Consider the following 21725-nt stretch of genomic DNA (forward strand, 5'->3'; position numbering starts at 1 on the left):
CTACGCTGCCGTAGCACCCTCAATCAATTCCACCTCAGCCACCGGGCTAAACAAGTAGATCCTCCGGGTAGCCACCTCGGTACATTTAAACCGCTTACGCAGTTTTTCATCCTTGCGGAATACCCGGCCATCCTTCAGCTTGAATAATGCCTTAAGGGGGATCTTTTCCACCGTCAAAATTGCTTCCGATGCTTTTGGCGGATCATACTTGCGTAATGAGCGGTATAAGTTCAGATCAGAGCAGCTTGAGGCTGCCGGATTATCCAGATAGTTTACGATAGCCTTTTTAACATCATCCGGAAAAATTTCTTTTTCAAAAAATGGCTGCATCATTTTTTTGAAATTGTTTTTCCACTCTGTGCCGTGAGGTTTGGCTTTTTGTTTATGCTCGTTCCAGGTATGCAGGTGCGCAAACTCATGTACTGTGGTTACCAAAAAAGCATAGGGGTTAAGATCATAATTAACCGAGATCCGGTGGCCTTTGCCGCCGTAGGGCGAACGATAATCTCCAAATTTGCTGTTGCGGTTGCGCGAAATTTTAAATTCGCATTTGAAGTAGTCGATCCACCGGGCAATAAGCGGGGCTGCTTCTGCCGGTAAATATTTCTCTAAAACTTTTACTTTATCCAATTTTTACCTCAATACAAATATAAGGTTTTTGTGGCGCATAGTTCATAGATCATGGTTCATAGCTTTTTTGTTATTGTTCTATGACTTAAGCAAAAAATTAAGTGGGGATACCAAAAAGCTTTTACCATGAACCATCAACTATGATCCATGAACCAAAAGCTACTTCAGCCAGTGATATACAATAAATGATGCCGTATACGCCAGCATAGTCATATAAGCAAACTGGGCAGCAGGCCATCGCCAGTCTTTGGTTTCGCGGTAAACAACCGCTACTGTACTGGCGCATTGCATGGCGAAGGCATAAAACATCATGAGCGAGAAAGCCACCGCAAGGGTAAACACCGGCTGGCCGGTTTCTGGATTTTTAGCTTCATGCATTTTTTCCTGTACCGATTGCAGCTTGTCGGCATCGCCCTCCACGCTGTAAATGGTGGCCATGGTGCCCACAAATACTTCGCGGGCAGCGAAGGAGCTGATGAGCGCTATGCCTATCTTCCAGTCGAAGCCAAGCGGTTTAATAACGGGCTCAATAACATGACCGAATACGCCGGCATAAGAGTTTTCCAGTTTTTCGGAAGCGATAACTTTGGTCAGGCTATCCGGTGTCATGGTTTTGGTGTATTGCGGCTGGGCGTACTGCTTATCTATTTGTGCAAACCTGTCGCCGGGGCCATATGATTTCAATACCCATAATATTACCGATACCGCAATAATCACCTTGCCGGCTTGCAACACAAAGGTTTTTGAACGGTCATACATGGTAAATATCACGTTCTTCCACCTTGGCATTCGGTAAACGGGTAGCTCCATGATAAAGTAACCACGTTCGCGGGCTTTGAGGATAAACTTCATCACAAATGCCACAATAATGGCCGAAAAAATGCTAAGCACATACATGGCCGTAAGCGCGAGGCCTTGCAAGTTAAAGACCCACCACACGTTTCGGTTAGGAACAACCAATGCAATCAATAAAGTATAAACGGGTAAACGGGCCGAGCAGGCTACCAGTGGTGTTACCATAATGGTGATCATCCTGTCTTTCCAGTTTTCGATAGTGCGGGTACTCATGATAGACGGCACTGCGCATGCAAAACCGCCTATAAGCGGCACTACCGATTTACCGTTGAGCCCTACTTTACGCATCACCTTATCCATCATAAAGGTAACGCGCGACATGTAGCCTGTATCTTCCAGGATGGAGATGAGCGCAAAAAGAATAGCTATCTGAGGTATAAATACCAACACCCCGCTCAAGCCGGCGAGTACACCATCAATGATCAAACTGCTTAGCGGACCTGCAGGCAACACCTTTGCAGCCCCGGCCTGTAACCAGATAAACAAATCTTCGATGAGCGACATCGGGTATGCCGACCACGAAAAAATAGCCTGGAATATGAACAGCAAAATAGCGAAGAAGATCACGAAGCCAAATACTTTGTGGGTAAGGATCTTATCTATCTTGTTGCTTACGGTTTCGTCATGTGCCATTTCGGGCTTGGTAACGGTATCGTAAAGCAGGTCGTTGATAAAGTTGTAGCGGGCAACAGTTTCTGTAGCCTGTACTTTTTGCGAATGGAAGGAATATTCCTGTTCTAACTGCTCAATACGGTCGCTTTCGGTTGATGAAAGATAACTGAGCGTTTCGTGCTGATGGGCGAGTTGCAGGGCCACATACGGATTTTCAACCTGCATTTCCTCTTTTATCCGGGCTATGATGCCCGGGGCTATGCTTTCAATATCAATGGTATCCTGCTGCAGCGGTACGCTGTTGGCAAAGGCAATGGTGCTTTTAAGCTTATCAATACCCGTATTTTTCCTGGCGGAGATAGGCATCACCGGCACGCCCAGCTTTTTGGCGAAGAGATCGATATTGATTTTGATACCCGCTTTTTCCGACACATCTATCATGTTGAGCGCAACCACCACGGGGATCTTTAGGTCGGCAATTTGGGTGTAGAGCAGCAGGTTGCGTTTTAAGTTGGATGCATCAAGAATCACCACAACCAGATCAGGCACCATGCCTTTTGATTTATCGGCCAGTACCGAAAATACAATAGATTCGTCTTTACTTTTTGGGTAGATGCTATAAGTGCCCGGAAGGTCAATTATTTCGGCCGTGCGGCCATCGGGCAGGGCACAAAAGCCTGTTTTTTTATCAACAGTAACCCCCGGAAAGTTTCCGATTTTTTGATTTAGCCCGGTTAATATATTAAAGAGAGTTGATTTACCGGTATTTGGATTTCCTACAAGTGCAACTCTTATATTGGTTTTCAATGCTTACAAACTACTGCAAAATGATGGTAGATGCTTCAAACCTGCGTAAGCTAAGCTGGTAGCCGGATACGCTGATAGCAATAGGATCGCCGAGGGGTGCGATACGAGAAATGCGGACTTCTTCGCCGGGTAAACAACCCATCTCCATCAATTTTACCGACATTTCAAGGTCGGTAAATTCCTTTACGATACCTATTTCGCCTACTTCCAGTTGTGATAGCTTCATCATTTATATATAAAACGTAGCAAATGTAAGCTTATTTATATTAAATCCAAATAAGATGTGCGATGTTATGCAGATTTTAAATGTGCAGATGTGCAAATGACTTTAGTGTGAAGTTTAGAGGCAAATATGAGGGATTCCGGATGTACAGATTTCAAACGTGCAGATGATTTTTTGATGCCATTGATTTTGCTTTTTCTGCTTTTTACTGACACGATTCTGTCAGTGTTCAATTTTTTAAAAAACGGGTGTTCAACTTTTAATTTCTGAAAAATGCAAGTCTTTGATTATCAATGATGTTTTGTTCATGTTTGATAAAATGCCGATAGTTGTAAAACTTAATAAGTTGATTATCAATGGTGTTTATTTTGGAAAAAATTGCAAGTGTTTACACTTTAAAAAGTTGAACACCCACAAATTGATTAGTAAATTGTGCTTTGCCTGAAATAATCTTACGCGCTAAACCATCATTTGCACATCTGCACATTTGGAATCCGCACATCTATCATCATCTGCACATTTGAAATCTGCACACCTAACTCATCATTTGCACATTTGCCCCTGCAGATTTGATTTTTCCAAAATGCGGGCAGCCGCAGCCTTTATGGAAAATGCCGCATGACGAGGCCAGGGTTAATAGTAGCGCACCCAATAAAATAACCAGTTTATTCTTTTTCATTTTTTCCAATTGCCTCAATAGTCAGCATAACACTAAAAACACCCATACAAGCCCCAAGCACATCGCAAAAAAGATCGTTCCAGTCGCCGGTTCGCCAGGTGAAAACAAATATCTGTAGTATTTCAATCAGTCCGCCAAAAACTATGCTGGCAGCCCATATGATAAACATGCCTGTATACGTAAGCCGCCGGGGTTTTTGTTGCCTGATAACGCCAAAAGAAACCAGTACAATAAGCGTAAAAAACAAACCGCAATGGGTTAACTTATCAAAGCCTTCAAAAAACAGGGGCGATTTATCAACATCATCAAGGTGTATGGAGCAAATCACTAAAACAAATAAGGCCCACAAAATAGCGGGCCCGTGATATTTTAAAAACAGCTTCATTTATACGCCGATAACCGTTTTGTAATCGTCGGCAGATAAAAGCGAGTCAACATCAGCAGCATTGGCTACGGTGATCTTTACCATCCAGCCTTCGCCATATGGATCAGTGTTAACCAACTCAGGTTCGCTGTTTAAGGCCGGGTTAACTTCAGTTACAGTGCCAGTAACAGGCATAAACAGGTCAGATACAGTTTTAACTGCTTCAACAGTGCCAAAAACTTCGTCTTTAGCAACTTCTTTACCTAATGAAGTAACATCAACATAAACAATATCGCCCAGCTCGCTTTGAGCAAATTCGGTGATGCCTACGGTAGCTACATTGCCTTCAACCTTAATCCACTCGTGATCTTTGGTGTATTTTAATTCAGCCGGAAAATTCATGTCGTTAAATTTTGTGTGCCCAAAAATAGTGTAAATATGTTTCAATGTGCAAATTTCAGATGTGCAAATAAATTTATTGATGTGCAGATTTCAGATGTGCAGATATGCAAATTAGTTTTTTAGCTTACTGATTGCTTTTCAAGCTGAGATGATCATTCATCTGCACATCTGTAATCTGCATATTTGCACATCAACGAAGTTAAAATTTCCTTTCTGCAGATGCTATCCACTCATCCAGTGCTTGGCGCTTATCTGCATTGCTTTGTAGCCAGGCAGCACCTCCGGTTTTATCCGCACTTAAACCAATCATTTTAACCGCGGTTGAAAAATGCGGTGTTTGGGCCAGCTTATAAAAGAAAGCTGCATAATAATTCCAAAAGAAGGATTGCTTGCCTGCTTTTTCGCCAAGTTTGCCAACAGCAGCAAAAATAGTTTTCAATTGTATTTCCAGCTGACCGCCTGATGCAGCGACAGCGGTACCTAAAGTTTTATTGAGCAGCAGAGTTTCGGGGTCTGCTTTAGCCGCTTTCAGATCGCCACCTTTCAGCAGGCTTTGCAGGTTGGTGTAAGCTTCGTCGGCACGAGGGCCTTCCGGGTCGAGCAGCAGGAAGCTGCACAGGCCCATCAATGCCGGCACCCTCTTGTTTTGGTGGAAGGTTACCAGGCCATAAAGCCGCTGGCTGTTGGCATGTTTCGGATCAAGCTTAATGGCTTCAATGGCCGCCAGCTCAGCCTCTGCATATTTTTGTGCACGGAAATAAGCTATCCCCAGATTAAAATACAATGGCTGATAATCGGGCTTTAATTTGATGCCTTCTTTATAAGCATCAATAGCTTGTTGCGGCTGATGTGCGGTATCATAAATACTGCCCATGAGTTCATAAGCCGGCCCGGTAAGATCGCCGCCTGCTTTAATTACTTTGTTAAGATAGGGTATCGCTTCAGTTCCCTTGCCCGAAGCATTGAGGCTGAAAGCCAGCTGGTAGCTGGCCTGTGTGTTATCGGGCTCGGCAGCCAGTGCCTCTTTGTATTTTTCAATAGCCGCAGCATAATTTTTTTCACTGTTAAGCCTGATACCTTCTTTTATAGTGCTGCTAACATCAACATTTTGAGCGTGTGCCAGTCCCGTAGTTAGCACTAAAGCTACAATGAGCAAGCCTTTTTTCAACAAAATCATACTTAAACATACTAAAGAGTGCTAACTAACAGAAAATTTTAAAACTTTAATTAATACCTGATGTATAATTTCTAATTTTCGCATTCGTTTAGTGTGAGATAAATTGCTTTATGAGATTAGTGTACAAAAGCCTGGTAGTGTTTACTGCCCCCCTGTTACTGTTAGCCTGTTCATCCAAAAATAAAAATAAAGACCAATCGCAGTCGCAGATTGCGGCGAAGCCGCTTGATACCGCAACGCTGCTTGCCTATAATCCTAAAAACGCCGATAAAAAGATAGATGCCGTAATGCAGGAGCTGCACCGCACCCGTGGCTTTAACGGCAATGTACTGGTGGCAAAAAAAGGTAAGATAGTTTACGAAAAAGCCATTGGCTGGGCCGATTACCTGCACCGCGACAGCCTGAAGATAGGCTCGCAGTTTGAATTGGCATCGGTTACCAAAACCATGACCTCAACTGCTATTTTGCAGCTGATGGAGCGAGGCAAACTCAAGCTTGATGATGATGTTAAAAAGTTTTTTCCTGATTTTCCGTACGATGGCGTAACCATTCGCTTGCTGCTCACTCACCGTTCGGGGATGATGAATTATGTATATTTCATCGACGATATCTATCGCAAAAATCACCTTAACCAGCGCAAAGGCCTTACCAATGCCGAGGCCATGAAAATGATTGCCGATAATAAGCCGACACGTTTCAATGAACCGAATAAGCGCTTCCTGTATAATAACTCCAACTTTATGGTGTTGGGTTCCATCATTGAAAAAGTGAGCGGAATGAGCTATGCCCAGTTTATGCAGGAAAATGTGTTTAAGCCAGCCAGTATGGCGCATACCCATGTTTATTCAAAAGCGGTATATGATAAAATTCCTGTTGATGTTGTTGGGCACGACCGCGGCCAGTGGCGCTATTCGGTAGTGCAGAACTTTTTGGACGGCCCCGTGGGCGATAAGGGTATTTACAGCACCGTTGGCGACTTATTCTTATTTGACCGTGCCTTACGCGCCGGATTGTTGCTGAAGCCGGCCACGCTTGATTCGGCCTATGTGCCGCGCAACCCGATGGTTCACGGGCACTTTAGTTATGGCTATGGCTGGCGCACATTTACCGCGCCCGGGCAGGAAGTGATCTATCACACCGGCTGGTGGCATGGTTTCAGGCATATTTACCTGCGCGATATGAAGAATGATATTACTGTGGTATTGCTCACCAACCTGGCCAATGGTAGTCTGCTTAAACTCGATGACCTGTTTAACACAGTTGGCATGCCGGTTGTACGTAAAAGTGCGTATAACGGAAATGGTGATACCAGTGATGATTAACTTTTTGATGTGCAGATGTGCAAATTTCAAATGTGCAGATTAAAATAGATGGAATGAAAATTGTAGTTAACTAAAACGGTGATCTAAAAGGCATCTGCATATTTGCACATCTATAATTTGAAATCTGATCTGCATATTTGCACATCTGAAATTTGAAATCAAAAAATCATGTTTGATAAATTAATGGAAGCCCAGCAAAAGGCTGGCGAAATGAAAAAACGTCTTGATGCTATCAGTGTATCAGGTTCGGCCGAGGGCGGCAAAATTGTTGTTAATGCTAACGCCAATAAAGTAGTCCAGTCGGTACAGATCGATCCTGATTTTTTAGCAGGTGCTGATAAAGAAGAACTGGAAGAACTGCTTGTAGTGGCTATCAATAAAGCGATTGAGCAAGCCGAAAACATTAACCAGAGCGAAATGGCAGCCATGACCCAAAGTATGTTTGGGGGATTAGGTGGTCTCGGTAATATGTTCGGTAAGTAAGCTTATATTTTCTAAAGTAGAGCCTCAAAAAATATTAAGGCGTCATTGCGAAGTACGAAGACAACCGACCGAAGGGAGCTCATTAATACCTATAAAAAAACAAATTATAATTATTAATAATCCCCGATTAGCAGAGCCGTTCTGTATAGTTTGGGATTGCTTCGTACCTCGCAATGACGCTTTTCTTTCTATACGCCTTTTTACATTTTTGAGGGCTTTATAGCACTGTTTGTTCAAACACCTATTTGTAACTTTTCTGCCACTAAATCAAATCGCTATATTAAGTGTTTACTTTTGATCTGATCATAAAATAACATTTCTATGAAAACTACTTATTATGGCCAATCGGCACTTGAGATTGTAACCGGCGGAAAAAAATTGCTTTTCGATCCGTTTATAAGCCCTAACCCGCTGGCAAAGGATATTGATATTCACAGCTTAAAGCCCGATTATATCCTGATATCACACGGGCATGGCGACCACGTGGCCGATCTGTTAGAAATTGCCAAAAGCAGCGGCGCAAAGGTGATCTGCATTGCCGAAATTGCCGGCTGGCTTGGTACCAAAGGCATTGAAAATGTACACGGAATGAATATTGGCGGTGGGTTTAACTTTGATTTCGGCCGGGTTAAAATGGTAAATGCGGTGCATTCAAGTACTTTGCCTGATGGTTCACCTGGCGGTAATCCTGCCGGCTTTGTTATTTATGCCGAAGGAAAAGCGGTTTATTTTGCAGGCGATACTGCACTTACTTATGATATGAAGTTGCTGGAAGATGATAACCTCGACTGGGCATTTCTGCCTATTGGCGATAATTACACCATGGGTGCAGATGATGCCATTAAAGCAGCAGCCTTCATCAACTGTAAAAACATTATCGGTGTTCACTATGATTCATTTCCGGTTATTGAAATTGATAAGGATGAAGTAGCTGAGAAGTTTATTAAAGCCGGATTGAATTTGAAGTTGCCTGCTATTGGAGAGACTATAGAGTTGTAAAACCTTTACGTCATCCCGAACTTGTTTCGGGAACCCATTGACAGGAGCGCATTTGCAAGGCGTAAACTTAGCATGTGGGGTGCTGAAACAAGTTCAGCATGACGATTTGGATAACGCAAACAGCCCAAGCATTCGCTTGGGCTGTTTGCGTTTAATACCACCGAAATCAACTCCCGGTTTCAGAAAAAAGACTTATTTCTTCTTCATCTTCATGGTGTCTTTTTTCATGATGGTATCTTTTTTCATTTTTTTAGGCTTGGTTTTCTTCTTGGTAGTATCAGTTTGCATAATGCCTTTTGATGGGCGAACTAATGTGCCATGAGCGAAAACGCTGCTGAAAGAGATCGCTGCTAAAGCGATCATACATAGTGCCTTTTTCATAGTTGATTATGTTTTAGATGGTTAGTATTATCTATAACAAATTAACTATGGTTTGTTTTTTTTTATTTTTTAATTAAATAACTGTGCCGCTTGGTATTATGGCGCGTTTCTTAACCACAACAATGCCATCCTGAACGGTATGGGTGCCATAATCACCGTCTTCAAGCTTTTCGCCGCAGTTGATGGTTACGTTATCACCTATATAAGTATTTTTATCAATGATGGCATTTAAGATGTGGCAATTATCACCGATGCCCATAATTGGGGAACCGCTTACTTTCGATTCGGCAATCTCCTCAAGGGTTTGATAATTGTCGCTGCCCATTACATAGCAGTTTTCAATAATGGTATTTACACCAATACGGGTACGGATCCCGATTATGGAATGTGTGATCTGCTTGGCGTTGATGATACAGCCGTCCGCAACAATAGATTTCTCCATCAGCGTGCCTGATATTTTTGACGGCGGCAGCATACGTGCACGGGTATAGATCGGGTTTTTATCAAACAGGTTAAACTTCGGGATATTGTCGGTTAACCCAAGGTTAGCTTCAAAAAACGAAGGGATAGTACCGATATCTGTCCAATAACCTTCGTATTGATAGCTGGCTACACGATGGCCTTCAATTGATTGTGGGATGATCTCTTTACCAAAATCGGTACGCTCGTTGCCTTCAAGCAACTCATACAGCAACTTCCGGTTAAAGATGTAGATACCCATTGATGCCAGGTATACGCGACCCGCTGCCTGCATCTCCGGACTAACTTCTGACGCCCAGCTTTCGAAATTGCTTTTTGGCTTTTCGACGAACGAGGTGATCATGTTGTTCTCATCTGTTTTCAGGATCCCAAAACCCGGAACATCAGCCGCATCAACCGGAATAGTGGCAATTGAAATTTCGGCATTGGTTTCGATATGGTGGTTAATCATATCTTCAAAATCCATCTGGTACAGTTGATCGCCCGAGAGGATCAGTACATACTCAAACTCATGCACTGCCAAATGGTGTAAGCTTTGCCTAACCGCATCGGCCGTACCCTGAAACCAGGCCACGCTTGATGGTGTTTGCTCTGCTGCAAGGATGTCAACAAAAGCATCACTAAAGCTGCTGAAATGGTATGTGTTTTTGATGTGCTTGTTTAACGAGGCCGAGTTAAACTGCGTTAGCACATAAATACGCGTAATGCCCGAGTGCAGACAGTTTGAAATGGGAATATCCACCAAACGATATTTACCCGCAATTGGAACTGCCGGCTTTGACCGCGTTGCGGTAAGCGGTGATAAACGGCTGCCCTGGCCGCCACCGAGCACAATGGAGATTACTTTGGATGTCATAAAGTTAGTTTTAAGCTTTCGTATAGTTCAGTGTATTGTTGTGTTGAGCGTGCCCATGAAAAATCAAGTGCCATCATTTGCTTGCGGAGCTGCTGCATTTTTGCGGTATCCTGATAAAGTTGTTTGGCTCTAAATACCGAGTGGCAGATATCCTGCACACTGGCTTGTATAAAGCGGATACCGTAGCCTCCTTCATCGCCAAAGTCAATAACAGAATCCCGTAAACCACCGGTGCTGCGTACAATAGGCATGGTGCCGTAACGTAGTGCATACAGCTGGTTTAGGCCGCAAGGTTCCACGCGTGATGGCATCAACAGAAAATCGGCCCCGGCGTAGATCAGGTGCGCCAATGATTCATCGTAGCCAATAAATACATTGCAATGCTCCGGATATTTATTTTTAAGCTGAAGCAGGGCCAGCTCGTTTTCTTTATCGCCTGCACCTAATATTACAAAGTTTACTTCACCTTCGTTTTCGAGCAGACTGCGCTCAATGGCGGCAGGCAAGAGGTCGGCCCCTTTTTCGACAACCAGGCGACCGATAAAGGTGAACAACGGTTTTTCGGGGTCAAGCTCAAAGCGTTTGCAGATAGCCTCTTTATTAGCTTTTTTGCCTTTTGCCAATGTTTTAACCGAAAACTTGTTCGGGATCATCGGGTCGGTTTGCGGATTCCAAACCTCCGTGTCGATACCGTTCATGATACCGTAGCCCTTTGCCCGTTCAATGTAAAACAGGTATTCCAAGCCGTTGGAGTTGTAAGTGAGCTCCTCCAGATAAGTTGGCGAAACCGTTGTATAACGCCAGCTGCATTTAACTGCAGCAGCCAGTGGATTGATACCTCCTGCCCAGTCAAGCAAGCCTGTTTTGGTGAGGTCAATTTCGGGCAGCAATGATAGCCTGTCCCAGCCAAAGGCGCCGTGGTACTGACCATTGTGTATGGTAAATATGGTTGGTGTATTAGCCAGTCTTGTATATAGTTTTGAATGATAAAGCAGGAATGGGACTAAACCGGCATGGTGGTCATGACAATGGATCAGATCGGGCGTTTGCTGTGAATAGCTGATCCAATCTAAAAATGCCAGTTGAAAGGCCATGAACTGGTCGCGTTCATCAGGGTAACTATAAATGTTTTCCCTGTCGAGCAGGCCGGGGATCTTCACTAAATAAAGCTCAAAACCAAGTTTATTTGTTTTCTCTTTTAATATCTCGAAGAAAAGGCGGCGGTTGCCAAGCAGGGTTGCCGCAGCAAAAACAATTTCAAAGTCGTTTTCCTGGGTAAACTTACGGTCGTAAAAAGGCATGACAACAGCGGCCTGCAAACCTGCAAGATTCTGGTACTTAGGCAATGCGCCAACAACATCGGCAAGCCCGCCAACTTTAGCAACGGGATAGCACTCGGCACTCAAATGGTATATTTTCATTCAGGTTTTATTGGCTCAATTTAAGCAAAGATTACCAAAAGAGAAACCTATGAGAATTAATATAGTTTTGGAAAATTTAGATAAAAAGCACTGAAATTTTATTATCGTTAAGATGTTATAGTTGTAAAAATGGTAGGGAAAAGGGGGCAGGGTAAGTATAGGTTAGTGTATTATGAAAGGGAAAGAATAGCGTTATAATTGCAAAATGCATCACAAACTATACGATATGTCATTGCGAAGTGCCGCAATCGCATACTATGCAGTATCGGATAGGCATTGGCTACGAGATTGCCGCGCTTCGCTCGCAATGACATGGTTTTTGTTTATTTTTAACTTGCGCTCGTTTGTAACGAGTGCTTAACGTGGTTTAGCGATTGTATCGCCAGTTTGCGTTTTAAACGCAAACCCATATTAAGCGCTCGTTACAAACGAGCGCAAGAGTATTTGTAAGGACTACAAGACTCACCATCAGGGGGCAAGAGGCTTAATGCGCCTCCAGCCAGTTTAAACCTGTGCCAATCTCCACCATGATAGGCACCTCAGTTTTGATGGCGTTTTTCATGTTGTGCATGATGATCGGTTTTACGATCTCTACCTCATGATGTGGTACGTCAAACACCAACTCGTCATGTACCTGCATGGTCATGCGGGTATCCAGCTTTTGGGCCTTCAGTTCGCGGTGGATATTGATCATGGCTATTTTGATCATATCAGCAGCCGAACCCTGTATAGGTGCGTTTATTGCATTTCGCTCAGCAAAACCACGAACGGTTGCATTGGCCGAATTGATATCGCGCAAGTAGCGGCGACGGCCCATCAGCGTGCACACATAACCGTTTTCGCGGGCAAAGTTCATGGTATCGCTCATGTATTGTTTAATACCGGCAAACTGGATAAAGTATTGTTCAATAATTTCGGCAGCTTCCTTACGCGGGATGCCCAGGCTTTGCGATAAACCAAAGGCCGATTGCCCGTAAATAATACCGAAGTTAACTGCCTTGGCGTTACGGCGCTGATCGCTGGTTACTTCATCCAACCCGATGCCGTAAACGTTGGCAGCTGTTGCCGTATGGATGTCGTGGTTATTAATAAAGGCCTGCATCATGTTAGGGTCCTTGCTGATCTCGGCAATGATGCGCAGCTCGATCTGCGAATAATCGGCAGATACGATGGTATGATTGTTGTCCCTTGGGATAAAAGCTTTCCTTACCTCGCGGCCTCGTTCGGTACGGATAGGGATGTTTTGTAGGTTAGGGTTAACGCTGCTTAACCGGCCTGTTGCAGCAACAGCCTGGTTGTATGAAGTGTGTACGCGCCCGGTTTTAGGGTTTACCATCTGCGGCAGCGCATCTACGTATGTTGATTTTAATTTTTGTAATTGGCGGAAATCGAGAATATCGCGAACAATATCGCTCTTTGCAGCTAATGAAAGCAACACGTCCTCGCCTGTTTGATACTGGCCTGTTTTTGTTTTCTTGGCTTTAGGGTCGAGCATCAGTTTCTCAAACAACACTTCGCCTAATTGCTTTGGTGAGGCAATGTTGAATTTTACACCTGCTTTTTCATAAACCGTTTTTTCATACTGGGCAATGTCCGTTTCCAGTGTTTTGCTGAAATCGCGCAGGGTATCGTGATCTATTTTTACACCCTCGTACTCCATATCGGCCAGTACGTAGATAAGTGGGTGTTCTATCTCGTTCACCAGTTTTTCGCCTTCAACTTCTTTTAGTTTAGGTTCAAAAACATTTTTAAGCTGAAGGGTGATATCGGCATCCTCAGCAGCGTATTCTTTGATTTTTTCAAATTCTACATCGCGCATGTTGCCCTGGTTTTTGCCTTTGGCACCAATAAGCTCGGTGATAGAAACAGGTTTGTAGCCCAGGTAATTTTCCGACAGGATATCCATATTATGACGGGTATCCGGATCGATGATATAGTGGGCCAGCATGGTATCAAACAGGGTGCCTTTTACTTCAATGTTATACCATTTCAGCATCAGGATATCAAACTTGATGTTCTGCCCTATTTTGCCAATGTTCTCGTTTTCGAGGATCTCCTTAAACTCGGTAACTATACTTTGTGCAGCAACCTGATCAGCAGGAACGGGTACATACCAGCCTTCGCCCGGTTTAACTGAAAATGACAAACCTACCAGTTCGCAATAATTTGGATCGGTGCCGGTGGTTTCGGTATCGAAGCAAAATGTTTGCTGTTGGGCTAATGTTTTTATCAGATCGGCACGTTTTTCAGCGGTGTCTGCCAGATGATACTCATGCGGTGTATTGTTGATGTTTTTGGCGGCAAGGGTGAGCTCCTCGCGAATATCTTCTACATCAACCGCCATCGTGGTACGACCGGTGGCCGTTGGGTTGCCAAAAAGATCGATCTGGGTACCGGCTGGCTTCAACTCGGTTATACTGAAATCGTCGCCAAACACACGCCTGCCTAAAGTACGGAACTCTAATTCGGCAAAAAGCGGCTCCAGTAATTCTTTGCTTGGAGCGCATACTTCAAGACCTTCTTCATCTAATTCAACCGGGACATTTAATAATATTGTAGCCAGTTTTTTGGACATCAGGCCCTGCTCTTTAAACTGTTCTATATTTTCGCGCTGTTTTCCTTTAAGCTCATGGCTGTGCTCAAAAATGTTTTCCATCGAGCCATATTGCTTAATGAGTGTTTTGGCCGTTTTTTCGCCAATGCCCGGAATGCCCGGGATGCCGTCAACAGCATCGCCCCACAAGCCTAAAATATCAATCACCTGGTCAACACGCTCAATTTCCCATTTTGCCAATATCTCTTTAACACCCTGTATTTCCATCTCGTTACCCATACGGGCCGGTTTGTAAATGAAAATATTATCTGATACCAGCTGACCAAAATCCTTATCGGGCGTCATGCAGTAAACGGTATAACCTTTTTGCTCGGCTTTTTTGGCGAGGGTACCGATGATATCGTCGGCCTCATAACCATCCGATGTAATAACGGGAATGTTAAAACCTAATATGATTTTTATAACGTAAGGCAAGGCCTTTGCCAGATCTTCGGGCATGGCTTCGCGGTGTGCTTTGTAGCCTTCAAAATCGGTATGTCGTTCGGTTGGTGCTTCGGTATCAAAAACCACGGCCATGTGGGTGGGGGCTTCTTTTTTCAAAACATCCAGCAAGGTGTTGGTAAATCCCATCATTGCCGAGGTGTTTAACCCATTTGATGTAAAGCGGGGTGTTTTACTTAAAGCAAAATGCGCCCGATAAATAAGGGCCATGCCATCCAAAAGAAATAGTTTTTTCATAGTCTATGATTACACCGATTGATTAGGTGATTACACTGATTTTATTTTTTGGGATTACACCGATTGATTTATGATTACACTGATTAAAAAAAGGGTGATTATAAATCAATTACCCAATATTAAACTAATGAAATCAAGTAATCGATGCGATTTTCTCGTTTCAAAAATACAATTAATGTTGACGAATAGTTATTATTCCTATCTCTAAAATCAAATCCAATCAATATTCAGCTATCGAAAAAATCGGTGTAATCATTTTATAATCTGTGTAATCCCCCCAATAAAATTATTTGAAGCTACAGTTAGGAATATGATCATTAACCATACCGGTAGCCTGCATAAAGGCGTAGCAAATGGTAGTGCCAAAAAACTTAAAGCCTCGTTTTTTCATGTCTTTGGCTATCGCGTCCGACTCGGGACTGGTGGCAGGCGTTGAGTTGGAATGGTTCACGATCGCTTTACCATCCGGCATAAAACTGTACAGGTATTTATCAAACGATCCGAACTCTTTTTGAATGCCGATAAACAACTGAGCATTGCTGATAGATGTTTTTATTTTAAGGCGGTTGCGGATGATGCTTTCGTCTTGCATCAGGCGTTCAACATCTTCCTCATCAAATGAAGCAACCTTCTGAACATCAAAATTGGCGAATGCCTTTCGGTAGCCTTCGCGACGGCGTAAAATAGTGATCCAGCTAAGCCCGGCTTGTGCCGATTCAAGAATCATGAACTCAAAGAAGGTGTGATCGTCATGAACCTCTTTGCCCCATTCTTCGTCGTGATATTTGATGTATAGTTCGTCGGTACCGGCCCATGAACAGCGGGTTGGATTGTTGGTTGGATTGCTCATTATATTTGTCTTAGGTAGGAATAAATGATTGAAAATTTGGTGATCTTTTGTTGAGCTAACATGTCTATTACATCTTTGATCACGGGATATGGGGTTTCTCCATCGGCCATAATAAAAATACGTGTTGAACTGTTATGTTTTTCGAATGTAGCTTTGCGCGATTCTTTTATCCATTCGGCTAATTCATCGAGTCTTAATCCCGGTTGATTGTAATAGTCTGTAGCGTTATAGTAACCCGAAATATATTTTTTGATTTGCGCCAATGGCGTTCCGATCACATCCGTTTCGCCAAATTTATTTATCTCAGCTGGTGTGAAACCGGTGTTGTATTTGTCTCCTATTTGTTTGAGTGCTGCTTCGCGTATATCGGGAGCATCAAGCTTTAGCATCAACTTTTTTTGCCCGATAAGTATAGTGGTGATAGTGATGTAGCTATCAGGGTCGGCAGTATTAAAATTAGATCCTGTTGGCAAATTGATCAAAATAGGATAGCGTATTGCGGGGCGACCACTCAGCATGAGAAATGATAACACGATCAATAATAAATTGAACATCGGAAACATGTCTACGTCAAAATGCTTTCTGCGGAATTTAGGTCTGTACATGGCGTGAAAAGGTTAAGTAAAGGATTAAACAACGGTATTACAAGGAGCGAATCCTATAATGCCAACCAGGAATTTGCTTCACTCCTTATAACGACGTTGTTGTGTACTTATTTCACTTCATTAAGCTCATCCCAATATTCTACCGCCCTACGGTAATGCGGGATAACAATCGAACCACCCACCAAATTAGCTATCATAAAGATCTCGTTCATTTCATCATGGTTAACGCCGGCTTCATGACATTTACCCAGGTGGTATTTGATACAATCGTCGCAGCGTAAAACCATGCTGGCAACCAGGCCAAGCATTTCTTTGGTTTTTACATCAAGCGCGCCTTCAGCATAACTGGTTGTATCGAGCGCAAAAAAACGTTTGATGTTGGTATTGGCGGTTTCCATGATCCTGTCGTTCATTTTAGAGCGATAGGTATCAAATTCTTCTACAAGTTTTCCCACGGGATGTTGAGTTTGTTAATAAAAATTTAAGCTAATTAAGCTAAAATATTTAGCATTTAAAAGAATGGATCGTTATTTTTATAGCTGTTAACCAAAATTCTTTTACGCAGCAATTATGGAAAGTTTATCGCCCAATATTTTTGTGAATGACATTACAGCAACCATTAACTTTTATGAACTGCTTGGTTTTAAAGTAACCATGAGTGTACCCGAAACCGGACCGGAATTGGTTTGGGCCATGATGACCAATGGCAGCGTTACCATGATGTTTCAGACCTTTAGCAGCTTAGCTGATGACCTGTCCGAAATACACCGCACCGATGGTGGTTCATTGCTGTTATACATCAACCTTAAAGATATCCGTGCTTTTTTTGAAGAAATAAAGGACAAGGTGACGGTATTAAAAGGCCTGGAAACTACCTTCTACGGGGCAACCGAATTTTCGATAAAGGATAATAATGGTTATGTGCTTACTTTTGCTGAGCATGAATAACCAAGGTTCATAAAGATTAGTAATTTAATTAAAGGTGTTATTAAAAGTCTCCCCTTTAGGGGAGATTTAGAGGGGCTCTATGATCAACTTTAAACGCGCCGACCATATCCAGGTTTGTGTTCCGCTGGAACGGCTGGAGGAAGCAAGGATTTTTTATACTGACGTTGTGGGCTTGCAACGGATAGAACGGCCAGCCTTTAATTCAAAAGGTTACTGGTTCCGGATAGCTGATATTCAATTGCATTTAAGCACGGAGGGTGCTTTGCCCCGCACATCGCGGCATACTGCTTTTGAAGTTGCCGATATTGCCGAAGCCCGCCGTCATTTAGAAAATTTCGGCGTCGAGTTTTGGGAAGAGCCTGTTATTCCGGGGCGTATACGCTTTTCGTTTATCGATCCGTTTGGGAACAGGATGGAATTGTTGCAGTTTACGGAGTAGTTTTATCGTAATGCAGACGATGTAAAAAGTCTATGTCATTGCGAGGAGGAACGACGAAGCAATCGCATGCTATACAGGGCGGCTATGCTTCCGTGCGGTTGCCGCGCTACGCTCGCAATGACATGGTTTTTGTTAATTTTCCAAACAACTTTCGTCATCCCAATGCTTGTGGGCTGGAGCCGAGCTGTGGCGCATTTATCACAACGCCAGCTCAATCATCGGGTCCCAGAAATGCGACTTGAAATCCTGAATCTGGTCGTCAACTACTTTTACACCTTCGCTTTCAAGCATTTCGGCCATGCGGTTGCCGCCGAAATGAGCTTTTGCCGTTAGCAAGCCCTGGCGGTTTACCACCCTGTGTGCCGGCACAGGTGGTTTTACATTCCCGGCTGCCTGCATGGCCCAGCCTACCATGCGCGATGAGCCTTTAGTACCAAGATAGGCCGCAATAGCCCCGTATGAGGTTACCCGGCCCGGTGGAATGAGGCGGGCTACCTGGTATACTTTTTCAAAAAAATTAATATCCTCCATCAGGCGTTTTCTGGAAATGAAAACTTAAGGTAGTTAATGTTTTTGTTATCCTTTAAATATTTTTTCTCGTAGTAAGTTTTGATAGAAAGTACTTCATCTGCGTGTTCCGAATTGTAAAGGTCTTCGGTTTTGGCGTGAAGGTTTAACTTTAGTTCATCAATTTTTTCGGCGGTATAGGCGTGTAAGCCGTCGTTATCTGTTTTGAGGTTAACACAGCCGCCTGGCTTTAAAGTGATGATGTATTTATCTAAAAAACGGGGTGAAGTAAGCCTCTTTTTTTCGCGGCTAAGCTGTGGTTGCGGATCAGGAAAAGTGATCCAGATTTCGTCAACCTCACCGGGGGCAAAATAGTCGAGCAGGTTTTCAATCTGGATGCGTAAGAAAGCTACGTTAGGTACGCCATCTTCAATAGCGGTTTTGGCACCGCGCCAGATGCGGTTGCCCTTATAGTCGATACCAATAAAGTTTTTGTTGGGGAACATGCGCGCAAGGTTCACGGTATATTCACCTTTACCGCAGGCCAGCTCAAGCACTACAGGATTATCATTTTTGAAAAACTCAGGGCTCCACTGGCCTTTAAAAGGTTTGCCTGCATCTAACTGCAGTACGTTACTAAAGGTTTCAACCTCGGCAAAGCGTCTTAACTTATCTTTTCCCACTTTAATTTAAAAAATAAAGCGCAAAAATATCTAATAACCACCAATTTCACGAATTAAAACCTAACTGCCAATGAATGGCCTGTCTGGATAGGAAAAATAAGGGTTTATACTACTGCCCCACCCACCGGCTTAACATATGGAGCAGGTTTGTATGCGGCATCATCTTTCTTTTTAGTGAATTTGGCGAAAAGCGCCTTGGCTTTATCCCAAATACCACCAACAGTATCTTCATTAACATAGTTTGATGCCTTTTGGGAAACAAGGCCAACCAATGTTTTAACCAAAAAGTTTGAATGTTTGAAAAGCGTTTTGTTCAGCGTAAGCGGAATTACAAATCTTGATATCAGGTTAAGGATATCAGGATGAAAGAAACTGGTATTCTTTATGCCATCGGTATCATTTGAACGCGGGAACAGGGTAAGTGCGGTTGAAAATAAGGCCGATGGACTGTTAACCCTGGCCTTTAACGCTATTGCCTGCTGTTTTTCGAGCGTTTTTAGCCTGAATATTTCAGCCTGAAGGTCGCTGACGTTTGTGATATGAAGATCCATGGGTTATCGTTTAAATATTTTTTGGATAAAGATGTTGATAAGCGGCCTTTCCAGGTGGCGTTTAAATATCTTGATAAACATGGCTATCAAAAAGTAAAGCACGGCAACGCATCCGAACCCTTCCCAGTATGAATGGAAAACATCAGCAAGAAAAAAACCTAAGGTAACACTTGCAAAAAGAAAGGCCAATACCATGCTGATCACAACTACCACATCGGCAATGACGCTGGCTAATATGGATGTTCCGCCTTCAATTGCTTCATATTTTAAAAGCTTAAACCTTGTTTCGGCGTACTCTTTTAACTGGTCAATAATGGGTGGTAATGGCGGTTGAGTTTCTTTTTTCTCTTCCATAGGGTAAGGTTATATATCCCGGCAGCTGCTGCCGGGATGGTGAATGTTATAAATACTTATGCGTGTTCAAGATCGTCCTGGTACTCTTCTTCGGCGCCTTTGATCTTGGTTTTGATGTTTTCAACAACTTTGTCTTTTAAACCAACCAGGTTGTCAATTTCGGCTGCTGCAGTATCTTTTATTGATTCGCCAAGGTTTTTTAACGACTCAGTAAGCCTATCGCGGGTTTCATTGCCTTTATCTGGTGCAAATAAAATTCCTAACGCTGCCCCTGCTGCTAAACCGGCAAGCAATGCAACAACTACTTTTGAGTTATCATTCATTGTAATATAATTTAAAGTTGAACATTTGATTAGTTACTCGTAAATATCCTGCCAAATATGTGTATTTGGCGCATTTATTTTTATTTAAGTATAAATTAACTTTTATTCGGCAAGTAAATTTTACCCTGTGTTCACAAAACTGTTCAGGGCTGTACGGTATAATTTATACACTGTTTATCCGCTCAAGCCTGTCGGCTGCCATGCGGTTTGTTTCATAGATCTCCAGCAGCAGCAGGAAGTATGATAACAGCACCGGCCCAAATACTAAACCCAGGATGCCAAACAAAGGTAAGCCTATAAATACACCAATTATAGAAATTATAGGGTGCGTATTAGCTATGCGTTTGTTAATGATCATGCGTAACACGTTATCAATATTGCCAATAACCAACAGGCCGTACACAAGTATTGCTACTCCCTGCCAGTTGTGTCCCTGTGCAAATAATATAATACTTGCCGGGATACACAAGGTTGGCGCCCCAACAACTGGTAAAAAAGATATAAAAGCTCCTATTACCCCCCAAAACACGGCATCCGGGATGCTTAGTGCATAAAAGCCGAGCGCAAGCAAAAATCCCTGCGTGGCAGCTATGATTCCTTGTCCTAAAACGTTGGAATAGGTAGAATCGCGTAGGGCATTAGCAAATTTTAATGCATGCTGCTCACGGAAAGGGGCATACTTTAAAAGGCCTGCCTCAAACTCACGCATTTGCGTAAGCATAAAATATAACAGGAAGTACAATACCAGCAGGGTAATAATAATATTGGCAGCACTGCTTAGTATGGACGGAAACAAGCCTGTACCAAAAGTGCCCAGCTTTTGCAGCGTATCTTCGGCAAAGTGCGGTTGATTGAGGTTGGAGGCCGCAAAAGCATCAATTTTTGATGTCCATTGGTCGATAGGCAGATCTTTTAAGTTGATGCTGGATATTTTACCCACTATCATGATGCTCAGCGTTAAGAAAGGGATAACGATGACGATAAGCGAGCTGAAAATAATGAGCAGCGCTACCAGTGTTTTGTTCCAGTTGCGTTTTTCGACCAGGTTTACAAACAGGGGCCTGAAAATAGTGAATAGCACTACTGCGCCAAGGATTGAGCTAAACAAACCGCTGAGTGCATAAAGCAAAAAGCATCCCAGTATAATGATGCTTACCAGGATGATATTATTGCGCTGTTTGTAATTGAATACTGACATGTAGGCTGTTGATTAATACTTGCTTAAAACAAAAAAACGCCAAAAAGTTTTAGCGTTTCAGGTATTAATTGCAACGCCTTTTAATTGGTATCGTTAAGCAGTTTATTGATCCGGGTTGAACTTATTTCTATTGTATCCATATAAAACAAACAATCTGATGATGGGTTGGGTATTTCGTACCGTAACTGTTCAAGCGCCAGGTGAATGTTTGATAGTTGGTTTTTTATATCGTGCCTTAATTTACGCAGGGCTTCGGCATCGTTTTTCTCTTCATCAGCCCCCAT

The 21725-nt window shown here is 43.0% G+C and carries 26 protein-coding genes; 5 read left to right on the forward strand and 21 right to left on the reverse strand.

Features of this window, described 5'->3' with window-relative positions:
* From AC59JO_RS28040 to AC59JO_RS28070, 7 genes are all read right to left on the reverse strand, one after another.
* Positions 1-630: a SprT-like domain-containing protein gene (locus tag AC59JO_RS28040; RefSeq protein WP_497309621.1), complete on the reverse strand. Its 630-nt coding sequence runs from the start codon at positions 628-630 to the stop codon at positions 1-3.
* Between the two features lie 159 nt (positions 631-789).
* Positions 790-2904, reverse strand: a complete 2115-nt coding sequence (gene feoB / locus AC59JO_RS28045) for a ferrous iron transport protein B (RefSeq protein WP_497309623.1) — start codon at positions 2902-2904, stop codon at positions 790-792.
* A 10-nt stretch (positions 2905-2914) separates the two neighbouring features.
* Positions 2915-3130 (reverse strand): FeoA family protein, encoded by a 216-nt coding sequence (locus AC59JO_RS28050; protein ID WP_413671130.1) that lies wholly within the window; start codon positions 3128-3130, stop codon positions 2915-2917.
* Positions 3131-3662: 532 nt separating this feature from the next.
* Entirely contained in the window at positions 3663-3806 is a 144-nt protein-coding gene (locus tag AC59JO_RS28055) for a hypothetical protein (RefSeq protein ID WP_413670412.1), read from the reverse strand.
* Positions 3793-4191: a VanZ family protein gene (locus AC59JO_RS28060; RefSeq protein ID WP_413670411.1), complete on the reverse strand. Its 399-nt coding sequence runs from the start codon at positions 4189-4191 to the stop codon at positions 3793-3795. The genes AC59JO_RS28055 and AC59JO_RS28060 overlap by 14 nt, the downstream gene beginning before the upstream one ends.
* Positions 4192-4572, reverse strand: a complete 381-nt coding sequence (gene gcvH, locus AC59JO_RS28065; RefSeq protein ID WP_413670410.1) for a glycine cleavage system protein GcvH — start codon at positions 4570-4572, stop codon at positions 4192-4194.
* 199 nt (positions 4573-4771) lie between these two features.
* Positions 4772-5749, reverse strand: a complete 978-nt coding sequence (locus AC59JO_RS28070) for a tetratricopeptide repeat protein (RefSeq protein WP_413670409.1) — start codon at positions 5747-5749, stop codon at positions 4772-4774.
* Positions 5750-5859: 110 nt separating this feature from the next.
* Between AC59JO_RS28070 and AC59JO_RS28075 the strand changes: the two genes are divergently transcribed.
* The 3 genes from AC59JO_RS28075 (at position 5860) to AC59JO_RS28085 (ending at position 8553) form a co-directional block, all read left to right on the forward strand.
* Positions 5860-7071 (forward strand): serine hydrolase domain-containing protein, encoded by a 1212-nt coding sequence (locus AC59JO_RS28075; protein WP_413670408.1) that lies wholly within the window; start codon positions 5860-5862, stop codon positions 7069-7071.
* Between the two features lie 168 nt (positions 7072-7239).
* The gene (locus tag AC59JO_RS28080; protein ID WP_497309626.1) at positions 7240-7554 is read left to right on the forward strand and encodes a YbaB/EbfC family nucleoid-associated protein; all 315 of its coding nucleotides are present in this window, start codon (positions 7240-7242) and stop codon (positions 7552-7554) included.
* Positions 7555-7875: 321 nt separating this feature from the next.
* Complete coding sequence (locus AC59JO_RS28085) at positions 7876-8553, forward strand: metal-dependent hydrolase (RefSeq protein ID WP_497309628.1); 678 nt, start codon at positions 7876-7878, stop codon at positions 8551-8553.
* A gap of 192 nt (positions 8554-8745) precedes the next feature.
* Here the strand turns inward: AC59JO_RS28085 and AC59JO_RS28090 are convergent, their stop codons facing one another.
* The 7 genes from AC59JO_RS28090 to AC59JO_RS28120 form a co-directional block, all read right to left on the reverse strand.
* The gene (locus AC59JO_RS28090; protein WP_413670406.1) at positions 8746-8934 is read right to left on the reverse strand and encodes a hypothetical protein; all 189 of its coding nucleotides are present in this window, start codon (positions 8932-8934) and stop codon (positions 8746-8748) included.
* Between the two features lie 73 nt (positions 8935-9007).
* Positions 9008-10270 carry a glucose-1-phosphate adenylyltransferase gene (locus AC59JO_RS28095; RefSeq protein WP_413670405.1) on the reverse strand — a complete coding sequence of 421 codons (1263 nt, stop codon included), beginning with the start codon at positions 10268-10270 and terminating at the stop codon, positions 9008-9010.
* Entirely contained in the window at positions 10267-11691 is a 1425-nt protein-coding gene (locus AC59JO_RS28100) for a glycogen synthase (RefSeq protein ID WP_497309630.1), read from the reverse strand. The genes AC59JO_RS28095 and AC59JO_RS28100 overlap by 4 nt, the downstream gene beginning before the upstream one ends.
* A 484-nt stretch (positions 11692-12175) precedes the next feature.
* Positions 12176-14983, reverse strand: coding sequence for a DNA polymerase I (polA, locus tag AC59JO_RS28105; RefSeq protein ID WP_413670403.1), 2808 nt, complete (start codon positions 14981-14983; stop codon positions 12176-12178).
* Between the two features lie 286 nt (positions 14984-15269).
* Entirely contained in the window at positions 15270-15833 is a 564-nt protein-coding gene (locus AC59JO_RS28110) for a DNA-3-methyladenine glycosylase I (RefSeq protein WP_497309632.1), read from the reverse strand.
* A complete protein-coding gene (locus AC59JO_RS28115; protein ID WP_497309634.1) occupies positions 15833-16438 on the reverse strand; it encodes an ExbD/TolR family protein in 606 nt (201 codons plus the stop codon). Before AC59JO_RS28115 ends, AC59JO_RS28110 begins: the two co-directional genes overlap by 1 nt.
* 107 nt (positions 16439-16545) lie before the next feature.
* Positions 16546-16893 (reverse strand): carboxymuconolactone decarboxylase family protein, encoded by a 348-nt coding sequence (locus AC59JO_RS28120; RefSeq protein WP_497309636.1) that lies wholly within the window; start codon positions 16891-16893, stop codon positions 16546-16548.
* Between the two features lie 115 nt (positions 16894-17008).
* Here AC59JO_RS28120 and AC59JO_RS28125 point away from each other — a divergent pair, with 115 nt between their 5' ends.
* Complete coding sequence (locus AC59JO_RS28125) at positions 17009-17386, forward strand: VOC family protein (RefSeq protein WP_497309638.1); 378 nt, start codon at positions 17009-17011, stop codon at positions 17384-17386.
* A 79-nt stretch (positions 17387-17465) separates the two neighbouring features.
* Positions 17466-17825: a VOC family protein gene (locus AC59JO_RS28130; protein WP_497309640.1), complete on the forward strand. Its 360-nt coding sequence runs from the start codon at positions 17466-17468 to the stop codon at positions 17823-17825.
* A gap of 198 nt (positions 17826-18023) precedes the next feature.
* Here the strand turns inward: AC59JO_RS28130 and AC59JO_RS28135 are convergent, their stop codons facing one another.
* The 7 genes from AC59JO_RS28135 to AC59JO_RS28165 all read right to left on the reverse strand — a co-directional run bounded on the left by AC59JO_RS28135 (position 18024) and on the right by AC59JO_RS28165 (position 21725).
* A complete protein-coding gene (locus AC59JO_RS28135; RefSeq protein ID WP_321556135.1) occupies positions 18024-18356 on the reverse strand; it encodes an MGMT family protein in 333 nt (110 codons plus the stop codon).
* Positions 18356-19015 carry a tRNA (guanosine(46)-N7)-methyltransferase TrmB gene (trmB, locus tag AC59JO_RS28140; protein ID WP_091210357.1) on the reverse strand — a complete coding sequence of 220 codons (660 nt, stop codon included), beginning with the start codon at positions 19013-19015 and terminating at the stop codon, positions 18356-18358. Before trmB ends, AC59JO_RS28135 begins: the two co-directional genes overlap by 1 nt.
* A 104-nt stretch (positions 19016-19119) precedes the next feature.
* A complete protein-coding gene (locus AC59JO_RS28145) occupies positions 19120-19566 on the reverse strand; it encodes a hypothetical protein (RefSeq protein ID WP_413670397.1) in 447 nt (148 codons plus the stop codon).
* Positions 19567-19569: 3 nt separating this feature from the next.
* Positions 19570-19920, reverse strand: a complete 351-nt coding sequence (locus tag AC59JO_RS28150; RefSeq protein WP_413670396.1) for a phage holin family protein — start codon at positions 19918-19920, stop codon at positions 19570-19572.
* Between the two features lie 56 nt (positions 19921-19976).
* Positions 19977-20243, reverse strand: a complete 267-nt coding sequence (locus AC59JO_RS28155; protein ID WP_413670395.1) for a YtxH domain-containing protein — start codon at positions 20241-20243, stop codon at positions 19977-19979.
* A 163-nt stretch (positions 20244-20406) separates the two neighbouring features.
* Complete coding sequence (locus AC59JO_RS28160; protein ID WP_413670394.1) at positions 20407-21441, reverse strand: AI-2E family transporter; 1035 nt, start codon at positions 21439-21441, stop codon at positions 20407-20409.
* Positions 21442-21521: 80 nt separating this feature from the next.
* The gene (locus tag AC59JO_RS28165) at positions 21522-21725 is read right to left on the reverse strand and encodes a hypothetical protein (protein ID WP_110586296.1); all 204 of its coding nucleotides are present in this window, start codon (positions 21723-21725) and stop codon (positions 21522-21524) included.

The sequence above is a fragment of the Mucilaginibacter sp. A5337 genome, from assembly GCF_059690695.1.